Origin of the sequence: Afipia sp. DC4300-2b1 (assembly GCF_049895725.1) — a bacterium.
Taxonomy (GTDB): Bacteria; Pseudomonadota; Alphaproteobacteria; order Rhizobiales; family Xanthobacteraceae; genus Afipia; species Afipia broomeae.
The window spans coordinates 600,132-611,512 of the sequence record NZ_JAFCSX010000004.1 but is presented as its reverse complement, the minus strand read 5'-3'; the positions used below and the strand labels follow the sequence as shown (position 1 = coordinate 611,512).

Sequence of the window (11,381 nt, the reverse complement as noted above, 5' to 3'; positions counted from 1 at the left end):
AGTACAGTTCATGAAACAAGAAACGCCTTGCATCGCCGTCTGCTTCATCGATCCGAAGAGCAAGCTCTGCCTCGGCTGCGGGCGAACCCTGCCCGAGATCGCGCGCTGGCACAAAATGGACAACGGCGAGCGGCTCGGCATCATGGCAACGCTGCATCAGCGCATGCTCGATGCGGGTCTGGAGATTCGAGCGCCGCGACCCGAGCGTCAGACCAATCCCTGAGCGCGGCAGGTGCCGCATGATACGCGCCTTCACAATCCTCGCCGTGGTGGTCTCGTCTGTCGGCTTCCTGCTGTCGATGTCGCATCCTGTTGCGTTCGCCAGCATGAAGGGCGCCTTGATCCGCGCCACGGACCAGACCCTGAATGCAAAACCGGCACGCGCGGTTGAAATTGCGCGCAGCGACAGCGGTGAATTTTCGCTGCGCGCGAAGATCAATGGATTCAGCACGCCGATGGTGATCGATACGGGCGCCACATCCGTTGTCCTGACCTATGAAACCGCGAAGGCCGCCGGCCTGCCACTGGAACTGCTGGACTACAGTGTGGATGTCGAAACCGCCGGCGGGCGCGTGCGAGCTGCGCGCCTGACCCTTGATCGTCTGTCGGTCGGCAAGCTGGTGGAACGCTCGGTGCCGGCGCTGGTGGTGCCGCGCGGCCAGATGAAGTCCAACCTGCTCGGCATGAGCTTCCTCAACCGGCTGGAAAGCTGGGAAGTTCGCCCCGACAAGCTGATGCTGCGCGGATATCCGTAAATCTGTCTTACGCTGCGATCGGCGCTGCGGAACGCGGTTCGACAATCGTGAGCGCCTCACGCAACGAATCCGTACCCGCGCCCGGCTTCGTGCAGACTTCCGCAAGATAACGGCGAAACGCCCGGGCACCCGGTACGCCATGAAACGCGCCGACCAGATGCCGCGTGATCGAATGCAGCCGTGTCCCGGCGGCAAGCTCGCGCTCTACGTATGGCATCAGCGCTTCGATGGCGTCATGCATGGTCGCGTGCGGCGCGGCTTCGCCGAATAGCTCCGGATCGACACTCAGCAACCGCCATGGCTCCTGATAAGCCGCACGTCCAAGCATCGCACCATCGACATGATCGAGATGCTGCTTGGCGGCTGCGATCGAGGTGATGCCGCCATTGATGACGACCGGCACGGCGGGCAACGCCGCCTTCAGGCGATAGACCCGGTCGTAGTGGAGCGGCGGGATGTCGCGGTTCTCTTTCGGCGACAATCCGTTCAGCCAAGCCTTTCGTGCGTGAACGACCAGCGCATCCGAGCCTGCCGCGATCACCGCCCGGCTCAGCGTGTCCAATGCAACTTCCGGATCCTGATCGTCGATACCGATGCGGCACTTCACCGTGACCGGAATTCTCACAGCCTGCTTCATGGCGGCGACGCATTCCGCAACGAGTTGCGGCTCTGCCATCAGGCACGCGCCGAAATTTCCGCCCTTCACGCGATCAGAAGGACAACCGACATTCATGTTGATCTCGTCGTAGCCGAAATCTTCGCCGATCCGCGCAGCTTCCGCGAGATCACGCGGATTGGATCCACCGAGCTGAAGCGCGACAGGATGCTCGCTGGCGTCGAAGCTCAGCAGGCGCCGGCGAGCGCCATGAATAATGGCGCCCGTGGTCAGCATCTCTGTGTAGAGCCGGGCACGCCGCGTCAGCAGACGGTGGAACACGCGGCAATGCCGGTCCGTCCAGTCCATCATCGGCGCCACGGAAAATCGGATACTGCTGTCAATCACGCGTCAGCCTCGGTCACCGGCTATCCATGCCGATTTGATCGGTCATTTCATAGCACCGGCTGCAAGCTATACCAGCCACAAACGCGTAAATATCCGATGCGTTTCACCGCGCAGGGCTGCTTCGCAGGCAGACCGCTTGACAGGTTCCTTTCTGGAACTAACCTGAAACCCATTGCCCACGGGGTTTTCGGGGCCGCAACAAAACACGCGACGGATGTCAGTACATGGCCGACAAGACAATAACCGCGGAACTGGCGGGCCGGGTCATCTCCTTTCCCGAGATCGGCACCGAGGTGAGCGCGGGTGACGATCTTATGCTGATCGAATCCATGAAGATGGAAATTCCGGTTGCCTCGCCTGCAAGGGGCAAGATCAAAACCATTCTCGTCCAGATCGACGACATGGTCGATGAAGGCCAATCGCTCATGGTTCTTGAGATCTGAGCCACAACCGCGTCCGGGAGAAACACAATGCGTTCGACAGCGTGGCAGGACAAAACCGACGAAATCGACGAGCGGCGCAAGCTGGCGCTTCAGCAAGGCGGCGAGATCGCAGTCCGGAAGCAGCACGACAAAGGCCGCCACACCATCCGCGAGCGGATCGAGCGTGTCCTCGACACGGACAGCCTGAAAGAGGTCGGTCCGATAGCAGGATCGGGCGAACGCGCGGAAGACGGCACGCTGTCGTTCACGCCAGCCAATTTCGTGCTTGGCATCGGCAAGATTGCCGGACGTCACTGCGTGGTGGCTGGCGAGGATTTCACCATGGGCGCGGGATCGCCCAACGCCGCCGGCCTGCGCAAGAGCATCTACACCGAAGACCTCGCGCTGCAGTACCGGATTCCGCTGGTGCGTTTTCACGAAGGCTCGGGTGCGAGCATCACCGGCAGCGGGGGCAAGAAAGTTCAAACCCTCCCCGGCGCTGTCTACGAACGCAGCCGTTTCGAATCCATCGCGCGATGCCTGGGAACAGTGCCGGTCGCCAGCGCTGCTGTTGGGGCAGTCGCCGGATTTCCAGCCGGACGCCTTGCGGCGTCGCATTACACCGTGATGACGAAAACGACGTCGCAAATTCTGACCGGCGGCCCGGCGCTGGTTGAGCGCGCCCTCGGCGTCAAGCTGACCAAGGAAGAACTCGGCGGTGCGCAGGTCCACGAAAAGAGCGGTCTCGTCGATGACGTGGTGGAAGACGAAAACGCAGCCTTCGATGCCATCAAAAGGTTTCTGTCCTATATGCCGCAGAACGTATGGGAGTTAACGCCACGCGGAGCCAATGATGATCCGGTCACGCGCGAAGCTCCTGAACTGGCCGATATCATCCCGGCCAACCGCAAGCGCATCTACAACATGCGGCATGTGGTGGAAGCGATCGTCGATCGCGGCTCTTTCTTTGAAATGGGAAAGAAATACGGACCGGGGCAGATTACGGGGTTCGCGCGCCTGTCAGGCTATGCGGTGGGCATCTTTGCAAGCGATCCAAAACACAACGCCGGATCGCTCACCGCGGCAGGCGCGCAGAAACTGAGACGCTTTGTCGATCTGTGCCAGACCTTCCACCTTCCGATCGTCACCTTTGTCGATGAGCCTGGCTTCATGATCGGCCCCGATGCAGAGCGCGACGCCACCATCCGGCACGGCGCTTCGGCGCTGATCTCGGTCGCACTCTCCACCGTTCCCTGGATGGCGGTGCTGGTGCGCAAAAGCATGGGCCTTGCCAACTACGCCCATATGCCATCGGGCTGTCATGTGCTGGCGTGGCCTTCGGCCGAAAGCGGCGCGTTGCCCGTGGAAGGCGGTGTCGCTCTGGCGTTCCGGCACGAAATTGCGGCGGCGGCCGATCCTGCGGCGAAACGGCTCGAACTCGAAGACCAGTTCGCCGCGTTGCAATCACCCTTCCGCAAAGCCGAAGCTTTCTCGGTTCACGACCTTATCCATCCGCGCGAGACCCGCTCTCGGCTGTGCGACTGGATCGAACTGGTACAGCCCGGCCTGGCACATCAGCTCGGGCCTCCGCAGTTCTCATTCAGACCGTAGCCAATGCCGGCGCCAGGGATGGCGCCCGCTCGGGGAAGACCTGTCGCTCCCCGTGCGTGCCGTCGGAGTTTCACTCGGCGGCGGTGCGCACCTCTGCACGTTCCGCTCGCGCGGCGCAGAATTTGAACTCCGGAATTTTACCGAACGGATCGAGCGCGGGATTGGTCAGAAGATTCGCCGCTGCCTCGGCGTAGCAGAACGGCATGAACACCATGTTCTCCGGCACATCCCGGTCCGAGCGAACCTTGACTTCAATGGCGCCGCGGCGCGTTTCCAGCTTGATGAAATCTCCCGGCCACACGTTCAGCCGCCGCATGTCCTTTGGCGACATGAAGGCGACGGCTTCCGGTTCGATGCTGTCGAGCACGCCGGATCGGCGCGTCATAGACCCGGTGTGCCAGTGTTCGAGCACACGGCCCGTCGAAAGCACCATCGGATACTCGTCGTCCGGTATCTCGTCCGGCGCAGTGACACGCGCCGGCACGATCTTGCCGCGGCCACTCTCGGTCGGGAAACCCGTGGTGAAGATGATCTCGTTGCCCGGCTTGAAAGGATCGTCGACCGGATAGGTCACCGCTCCTTCGCGTTCCAGGCGCTCCCAGGTGATGTTCTTCAGCGACGGCATCAACTGCGTCATCTCGTGGAATACATCGGCAGGACCGCTGTAATTCCAGTCCAGCCCCATCCGCTTTGCGATCTCCTGAATGATCCACAAATCCTGACGCGCATCGCCGGGCGGCTTGACCACCTGCCGCGCGATCTGCACGCGGCGGTCCGTATTGGTGAACGAGCCGACCTTCTCGGCAAACGCCGAGGCCGGCAAGATCACGTCGGCATGAAACGCGGTCTCAGTCACGAACAGGTCTTGCACGACCAAGTGGTCGAGCATGGCCAGCGCCTGACGCGCGTGCTGCAAATCCGGATCCGACATCGCGGGATTTTCACCCTCGATATACATGCCGGTAATGTCACCGGCATGGATCGCATCCATGATTTCAACCACGGTCAACCCGCGCACCGGATCGATCTCGTGCCGCCACAGATGTTCGAACGGATCACGCAGATCGGTACGCCCGACCGGCTGATAGTCCGGCAGGAACATTGGAATCAAACCCGCGTCCGAGGCACCCTGCACATTGTTCTGTCCGCGCAGTGGGTGAAGGCCCGTACCGGGACGGCCGACCTGCCCCGTGATCAATGCCAGAGCAATCAGGCAACGCGCATTATCGGTACCATGGACGTGCTGGCTGATGCCCATGCCCCAGAAAATGAGCGACGACTTCGCCGTCGCGTACATGCGGGCGACTTCGCGCAGCGTTTCAGCGGGAACGCCGCAGATCGGCTCCATCTTCTCCGGCGGGAATTCCTTGATCTTCTCCTTGAGGTCGTCGAATCCCTCGGTGTAGCCGGCGATGTACTGGTCGTCGGTCAGACCTTCGATGATGATCGTGTGCAGCATCGCATTGAGCATCGCGACATCGCTGCCCGGCTTGAATTGCAAATGCATTGTGGCTTGGCGTGACAGCGTTTGCCGGCGCGGATCCATCACGATCAGCTTGGCGCCCTTCTTCGCTGCGTTCTTGATGAAGGTCGCAGCAACCGGATGATTGACCGTCGGATTAGCGCCGATCACGATGATGACTTCGGCATCCGCCGCTGCGGCGAACGGGGCCGACACGGCACCGGAGTTAAGCCCCTCCATCAGTGCTGCGACCGACGAGGCATGGCACAGCCGCGTGCAATGATCGACGTTGTTCGATCCAAATCCGGTGCGCACCAGTTTCTGGAACAGATAGGCCTCCTCGTTGGAGCCTTTGGCTGACCCGAAGCCGGCAAGCGCCTTGACGCCCTTCTCGTCGCGGATCTTCACCAGACCCTGTGCAGCGATATCGAGCGCCTCTTCCCAACTCGCTTCGCGAAAATGCGTAAACGGATTGGCGGGATCGACCTGATCGGTCGAACTCTTCTTGGCGTTCGGCAGCCGCACCAGCGGCTTGGTAATGCGGTGCGGATGATGAATGTAGTCGAAGCCGAAGCGACCCTTGACGCAAAGCCGGTTGTGGTTGGCTGGACCATCGCGGCCCTCGGCATAGACAATCTTCTCGTCCTTCACCTCATAGGTGACCTGACAGCCAACGCCGCAGAACGGACAGAGGGAATCGACTTTCTTGTCCGGATAAACCGTCCGTGTCTGGTTGGCGTCGAGATACGCCGAGGGCATCAGCGCGCCTGTGGGACAGGCCTGAACGCATTCGCCACAAGCGACGCAGGTGGATTCGCCCATCGGATCGTCAAAGTCGAACACGATCTTGGCGTCATGGTTGCGGTAGGCCATGCCGATCACGTCGTTGACCTGAACCTCGCGGCAGGCGCGCACGCAAAGTCCGCACTGGATGCACGCATCGAGATTGACGCTCATCGCCGGATGGCTTGTATCGCTCGACCAACGATCGTTTGCCGGAAAGCGGCTTTCAGTGACGTTGACCTTGTCGGCCCAGTTCCAGAACTTGGAATCGGGATCGTGCGATGTCTCGCGCGCCGGCTGGTCGGCGACCAGAAGCTCCATCACCATCTTGCGGGCGGAGACGGCGCGCGCGCTCGCGGACTTTACCTTCATGCCGACGTTGGGCATGCGCTTGCAGGAGGCAGCAAGCACACGCTCGCCCTCGATCTCCACCATACAGGCGCGGCAGTTGCCGTCGGCGCGGTAATCCGGCTCCGGCGAATAGCAAAGATGTGGAATCTCGGTGCCTTCGCGCTTGGCCACCTGCCAGATAGACTCGCCCGGCTGGGCCTCGACCATTTTCCCGTCGAGCTCGAATTGAATCTTGGTCATTCTGCGGCTTCCTTGGGCGCGAATTCCTCGGGAAAATATTTGATGACGGTGGTCAGCGGATTCGAAGCCGCCTGCCCCAGGCCGCAAATCGATGCATCGCGCATCGCCTGACTCAATTCATCGAGCAGGTCACGGTTCCACACCTTCTGTTCCATCAGCGTCGCGGCCTTTTGCGTGCCGACGCGGCATGGCGTGCACTGGCCGCAACTCTCGTCCTCGAAGAACCGCATCAGGTTCAGCGCAGCGTCCTTGACCTGATCCTTGTCCGACAGGATGACCACAGCCGCCGAGCCGATGAAGCAGCCGTACTTTTCCAGCGTTCCGAAATCGAGCGGAATGTTATCCATCGACGCCGGCAAAATGCCGCCCGACGCTCCCCCCGGCAGATAGGCGTGGAAGTTATGGCCATCGGCCATACCGCCACAGAATTCATCGATCAGTTCACGCACCGTCACGCCCGCAGGCGCAAGCTTCATGCCTGGATTTTTCACCCGGCCCGAAACGGAATAGCTGCGCAGACCCTGACGTTCGTTACGGCCGTGCGACTTCCACCAGTCCGCGCCCTTCTCAACGATGTCACGCACCCACCACAGCGTCTCGATGTTGTTGATCAGGGTCGGCAAACCGAACAGACCGACCTGGAAGGGATACGGCGGCTTGTGGCGTGGCAATCCGCGCTTGCCTTCGATGCTCTCGAGCAGCGCGGATTCTTCGCCGCAGATATACGCGCCGGCTCCCCGGCGCAGATGCAGCTTGGGACCACCCGGCGGCAGTTTTTCAATTTCGCGCTCGATGATTTCGCGTGAGGCCGGATACTCGTCGCGCAGATAGATGTAGACATCAGGCGCCTCGACGACATACGCACCGATCAGCATGCCTTCAATAAAGCGATGCGGGTCGGTTTCGAGGTAATAGCGATCCTTGAACGTCCCCGGCTCGCCTTCGTCGCCGTTGATCGCCATCAGCCGCGGACCCGGTTCTCCCAGCACCGCGCGCCATTTGCGGCCGGTCGGAAAGCCCGCTCCGCCAAGCCCGCGCAGGGAGGCGTCATCGAGCGCCTTCAGCAAATCTTCTTTCGTCATCGCGCCGGAGCGCAGCCTGTTCAGAAGCGCGTAGCCGCCCTTGGCGACATAGGCATCGTAATCGACGTACTTCGGCAGATGCGCATGGGTGTCGCCGGCTTTCGCCGCAGCCAGCACACTTTCGACGCTCGCGTGATCGACAAAGTGATGTCCCACTTCGGCGGCCGGCGCAGTGTCGCAGCGGCCGACGCACGGCGCACGCACGACGCGCACGCCGGGACCCGCACCCTTCTTCAATTCGCCCAGCAGCGTCTCCGCGCCCATCGTCGCGCAAGTAAGAGAATCGCAGACCCGGATCGTCAGCGGCGGAACATCGGGCTGGCCTTCTTTGATCACGTCGAAGTGCGCGTAGAAGGTCGCGGTCTCGAACACCTCCGAGAAAGCCAGCTTCATCTCATCCGCGAGGGCGGCAAGATGCGCTGCGGAAATCTGATGGTACTTGTCCTGAATGAGATGGAGGTGCTCGATCAGGAGATCGCGCCGCCTCGGCCGGTCCCCCAGCAAAAGCTCGATTTCATGCGCCGCGGTCGGGTCGATCTGACGGCCCTTCGGGGTGGCCTTGGCTCGCCGCCTGCCCTCGCCAGGATGATCGAATGGCTGAACTTTCAGGACGTTATGGCTCATTCGAATATCTCATTTCCGGTGTTTCGAGCCCGAACGATAGCTTCTGGCATTCAGTATGCCAAGAATTATTCTATTCAAGAACCAGATAGTTCCATTCAGGAATCGTATCGCGGGCTATAGCCGCCGATCGTCGGCATCTCTGGCAATATGAAATCGAGTTCAGGTAGCGGTGGTCGGGAGCCGAGCGAGACCGGTGCCACCAACAGGCTCATCCGGCCCGTGTCTCAGCGGATACCGGGCTTATCCCGATCCAGACCTTTGGCGGCCAGATCGTCGAGATAACTCTGGAGGCGCAGATCGGCGTTGGCCCCAAGATCATACAGAAAGGCCCACGAGTAGATCCCGGTGCTGTGCATGTCGTCGAAACCGATTCGCACTGCATAGTTTCCGACGGGATCGACGGAGAGAATGGCAACGTTGCGCTTGCCGCCGACAGTTTTCCGCTCAGCCTCAGAGTGCCCCTGTACCTCCGCGGACGGGCTGGTCACGCGAAGCAATTCGGCAGACAGGCTGAAGGTTTTTCCGTCGTCGAACGCAATGCTCAGCGAGCGCTTGTCCTTGGCAAGCCGGATTTCCACCGGCCACGGGGTGGGCTCGCTCAAGCGACCGCCCCATCCGTCTTTTCAATCATGAATACAATGCGCTTTTCGGCGCGTTCGATGATCTCCACGCGATCACCGGTTTCCCGGATCAGGTTAGGAATGTCGATGACAGAGAGCGGATCAGTACAATGCACCTCCAACCGGTCGCCTGCGGTGAGGCCCCTTAGCGCCTTCCGCGTCTTTAGCACCGGCAGCGGGCATTTGAGCCCTGTCAGATCGAGCTTGGTCATGGTCATGCTTCTCAATGGCGGACACTCAATCCAGCGTCAACGATCACGAACGCTATTTCTTGCAGCGCATCATTTTGGGCGGATTTATTGCAGTTTTGCTTGATCCTGACGTGCGACGAAAGCGCGACAACAGGCAGCTTGCTTTGCCCGGTTCCCGGGCACAAAATGCAGCCAGAACAATTGATTTGCTGGGGAACGTCATGAAAATCTTTATCGTCGCATTGGTTTTCGCAGGGATCTCCGCCGCTGCGGTGTCGATGCTCCTCAACAAGTTTCAGGAGCCTGGCTACGTCGCGTTCACGACGAGCGGAGCGCGCGTCGGCGATCCCGGCCATAATCTGATCGGGCCGAGCTGAGCGCCTAAATCAGACTCCCGTAATCCAGAAAACCCACCGTCTGGCCGGGCTTTATTGACGTGACCTCTTCGCCGAGTTGAACGAGCCCATCGGTATCGACCAGCGACGAAAGTAGCCCCGCTCCTTCACGCGGAAATTTCACCGCTTCGAGGACGCCATCGTCCGCCATGCGCAGGCTGACCCGGACATATTCCCGGCGTCCGGTTTTCTTGGCGTAGGTAAAGGCAGAGCGCACGGGCATCGGCACCGGACTTTTCTGTGCTGTTCCGGCAAGTGCCAGAACTGTCGGACGAACGACGTAAGTAAACGTCACAAAGCTCGCCACGGGATTCCCCGGCAATCCGATAAACGGCGTGCCGCCGATGACCCCCATCGCAACCGGGCGCCCCGGCTTGATCGCCATCCGCCACAGCACCAGCGTACCGACGCTCTCGACCGCGGCCTTGACGTGATCCTCCTCCCCCGTGGACACGCCGCCCGAGGTCAGGATCAGGTCGTGACGGCTTGAAGCGTCTTTCAACGCTGCGGCAAGAGACGCGCGGTCGTCGCGCAGAATGCCAAGATCGCTGACCTCGCAGCCGAGCCGCTTCAGCAGCGCAGTCAGCATGAAGCGGTTGGAGTCGAACAACTGCGCGCCGGCGCGCGGAGCACCGGGCGAAACCACTTCGTTGCCGGTCGAAAACACAGCGACCCGCAGCCGCCGCCTCACCTCGACGCGCGTCAATCCAAACGCTGCGATGAGTGCGATGTCCTGGGGACGCAGCCGCCGGCCCGCCGGCAACGCGGCATGACCTTCGGCGATATCCTCGCCCACAGGCCGCACGTTCGCTCCAGCCTTGAGGCCCGGCGGCAGCACAACCTTGCCCGACTGGTCGAGACGCACATCTTCCTGCATGAACACAGTGTCCGCACCCGCGGGCATCGGCGCGCCGGTGAAAATCCGGATTGCCTGTCCCACTGCTAGTGCGCCTGAGATTGACGATCCAGCCTGGATGCGGCCGGACACCGGAAACGATCGCTCCTTGTCGCGCGGCAAATCGGCGCTGCGCACGGCATAGCCATCGACGGCGGAATTGGTGAACGGCGGCAGCGCCAACGGCGCTTTAATGTCGGAGCTGAGAATTCGGCCGTCGGCCTCACTCAGATCGACCCATTCGGTGTCTGCCACGGCCTCGACGCGACTCGCGATCGTCGAGACAGCCTCATCGACCGACATCATCGGGCCGCCGAACGCGAAGCAGTCGTCCGAGAGTTGTGCCATCGGCGATCAGGCTCCCGCAGCCTCATGGGCGAGCACATCCTCGATCCGCACCGCGGCCGCCCGCATGATGCGCGAGACAGCCGGAATGTCATCGAGATGCGCGGACGGCAGAGCCGTATTTACCGCGATATCGGCTGCGATGCCGACGATAGTCGGGTCTTTGGGAAACATCAGCGGTTTGCCATTCGCGGCGCGATGCACTTCGATCTTGGGATGCCGGTCAGCCTTGAAGCCTTCGACGATCAGCAAATCAACGCGTGACATTTTGGACAGCAACTCAGCCAGTGGCGGCTCGGGCGCGCCCCGCAGCTCATGCATCAATGCCCAGCGGCGGCCCGAGGAAATCAGCACTTCGGTTGCACCTGCCTGCCGGTGCTGCCACGAATCCTTGCCGGGAATATCGACGTCGAAGTTGCTATGGGCGTGCTTCATTGTCGAGACACGCAGGCCCTCAGCAATAAGGTGTGGAATCAAGCGGGTCAGCAGGGTCGTCTTGCCCGCACCGCTCCATCCCGAAAGACCAATCACCTTCATACCCTGCTCCGAAACTCAAAAGGACTGCCCGGCCACGCCGGACAGTCCTTTATATAGGTATGAGC

The 11,381-nt window shown here is 61.2% G+C and carries 12 protein-coding genes; 5 read left to right on the top strand and 7 right to left on the bottom strand.

All coding sequences use genetic code 11. The features are described from left to right. Positions 1–10: 10 nt before the first annotated feature. Positions 11–223 carry a DUF1289 domain-containing protein gene (locus tag ACP7AL_RS19320; RefSeq protein WP_425993539.1) on the top strand — a complete coding sequence of 71 codons (213 nt, stop codon included), beginning with the start codon at positions 11–13 and terminating at the stop codon, positions 221–223. Between the two features lie 16 nt (positions 224–239). Further along, the gene (locus ACP7AL_RS19315) at positions 240–755 is read left to right on the top strand and encodes a TIGR02281 family clan AA aspartic protease (RefSeq protein ID WP_006020005.1); all 516 of its coding nucleotides are present in this window, start codon (positions 240–242) and stop codon (positions 753–755) included. Positions 756–762: 7 nt separating this feature from the next. Here ACP7AL_RS19315 and dusA read toward each other — a convergent pair whose 3' ends face one another. Continuing rightward, positions 763–1,758: a tRNA dihydrouridine(20/20a) synthase DusA gene (gene dusA, locus ACP7AL_RS19310; protein WP_425993538.1), complete on the bottom strand. Its 996-nt coding sequence runs from the start codon at positions 1,756–1,758 to the stop codon at positions 763–765. 224 nt (positions 1,759–1,982) lie between these two features. On the opposite strand from dusA, the gene ACP7AL_RS19305 reads away from it, so the two are divergent. Both ACP7AL_RS19305 and ACP7AL_RS19300 read left to right on the top strand, forming a co-directional pair. Beyond that, positions 1,983–2,201 carry an acetyl-CoA carboxylase biotin carboxyl carrier protein subunit gene (locus ACP7AL_RS19305; RefSeq protein ID WP_006019909.1) on the top strand — a complete coding sequence of 73 codons (219 nt, stop codon included), beginning with the start codon at positions 1,983–1,985 and terminating at the stop codon, positions 2,199–2,201. Between the two features lie 27 nt (positions 2,202–2,228). Beyond that, the gene (locus ACP7AL_RS19300; protein WP_425993537.1) at positions 2,229–3,791 is read left to right on the top strand and encodes an acyl-CoA carboxylase subunit beta; all 1,563 of its coding nucleotides are present in this window, start codon (positions 2,229–2,231) and stop codon (positions 3,789–3,791) included. Between the two features lie 70 nt (positions 3,792–3,861). Here the strand turns inward: ACP7AL_RS19300 and fdhF are convergent, their stop codons facing one another. The 4 genes from fdhF to ACP7AL_RS19280 all read right to left on the bottom strand — a co-directional run bounded on the left by fdhF (position 3,862) and on the right by ACP7AL_RS19280 (position 9,171). Continuing rightward, complete coding sequence (gene fdhF / locus ACP7AL_RS19295; protein ID WP_425993536.1) at positions 3,862–6,627, bottom strand: formate dehydrogenase subunit alpha; 2,766 nt, start codon at positions 6,625–6,627, stop codon at positions 3,862–3,864. After that, the gene (locus tag ACP7AL_RS19290; protein WP_425993535.1) at positions 6,624–8,333 is read right to left on the bottom strand and encodes an NADH-ubiquinone oxidoreductase-F iron-sulfur binding region domain-containing protein; all 1,710 of its coding nucleotides are present in this window, start codon (positions 8,331–8,333) and stop codon (positions 6,624–6,626) included. Before ACP7AL_RS19290 ends, fdhF begins: the two co-directional genes overlap by 4 nt. 224 nt (positions 8,334–8,557) lie before the next feature. Next, positions 8,558–8,935, bottom strand: a complete 378-nt coding sequence (locus ACP7AL_RS19285; RefSeq protein WP_425993534.1) for a gamma-butyrobetaine hydroxylase-like domain-containing protein — start codon at positions 8,933–8,935, stop codon at positions 8,558–8,560. Next, on the bottom strand, positions 8,932–9,171 hold the full coding sequence (locus ACP7AL_RS19280) for a sulfurtransferase TusA family protein (RefSeq protein WP_024920986.1): 240 nt from the start codon (positions 9,169–9,171) through the stop codon (positions 8,932–8,934). The genes ACP7AL_RS19285 and ACP7AL_RS19280 overlap by 4 nt, the downstream gene beginning before the upstream one ends. Before the next feature lie 8 nt (positions 9,172–9,179). Here ACP7AL_RS19280 and ACP7AL_RS19275 point away from each other — a divergent pair, with 8 nt between their 5' ends. Then, on the top strand, positions 9,180–9,521 hold the full coding sequence (locus tag ACP7AL_RS19275; protein ID WP_425993533.1) for a hypothetical protein: 342 nt from the start codon (positions 9,180–9,182) through the stop codon (positions 9,519–9,521). Positions 9,522–9,525: 4 nt separating this feature from the next. Here the strand turns inward: ACP7AL_RS19275 and glp are convergent, their stop codons facing one another. Continuing rightward, positions 9,526–10,782: a gephyrin-like molybdotransferase Glp gene (glp, locus tag ACP7AL_RS19270; protein ID WP_425993532.1), complete on the bottom strand. Its 1,257-nt coding sequence runs from the start codon at positions 10,780–10,782 to the stop codon at positions 9,526–9,528. A 6-nt stretch (positions 10,783–10,788) separates the two neighbouring features. Next, positions 10,789–11,316 carry a molybdopterin-guanine dinucleotide biosynthesis protein B gene (gene mobB, locus ACP7AL_RS19265; RefSeq protein WP_006019901.1) on the bottom strand — a complete coding sequence of 176 codons (528 nt, stop codon included), beginning with the start codon at positions 11,314–11,316 and terminating at the stop codon, positions 10,789–10,791. Positions 11,317–11,381: the final 65 nt, after the last annotated feature.

Bases quoted from the DNA above. Each gene is read 5' to 3' on its own strand.
- ACP7AL_RS19315 (WP_006020005.1), top strand. From the start codon at position 240: ATGATACGCGCCTTCACAATCCTCGCCGTGGTGGTCTCGTCTGTCGGC.
- ACP7AL_RS19290 (WP_425993535.1), bottom strand. From the start codon at position 8,333: ATGAGCCATAACGTCCTGAAAGTTCAGCCATTCGATCATCCTGGCGAG.
- glp (WP_425993532.1), bottom strand. From the start codon at position 10,782: ATGGCACAACTCTCGGACGACTGCTTCGCGTTCGGCGGCCCGATGATG.
- ACP7AL_RS19320 (WP_425993539.1), top strand. From the start codon at position 11: ATGAAACAAGAAACGCCTTGCATCGCCGTCTGCTTCATCGATCCGAAG.
- ACP7AL_RS19300 (WP_425993537.1), top strand. From the start codon at position 2,229: ATGCGTTCGACAGCGTGGCAGGACAAAACCGACGAAATCGACGAGCGG.
- ACP7AL_RS19280 (WP_024920986.1), bottom strand. From the start codon at position 9,171: ATGACCATGACCAAGCTCGATCTGACAGGGCTCAAATGCCCGCTGCCG.
- ACP7AL_RS19305 (WP_006019909.1), top strand. From the start codon at position 1,983: ATGGCCGACAAGACAATAACCGCGGAACTGGCGGGCCGGGTCATCTCC.
- mobB (WP_006019901.1), bottom strand. From the start codon at position 11,316: ATGAAGGTGATTGGTCTTTCGGGATGGAGCGGTGCGGGCAAGACGACC.
- fdhF (WP_425993536.1), bottom strand. From the start codon at position 6,627: ATGACCAAGATTCAATTCGAGCTCGACGGGAAAATGGTCGAGGCCCAG.
- ACP7AL_RS19275 (WP_425993533.1), top strand. From the start codon at position 9,180: ATGGCGGACACTCAATCCAGCGTCAACGATCACGAACGCTATTTCTTG.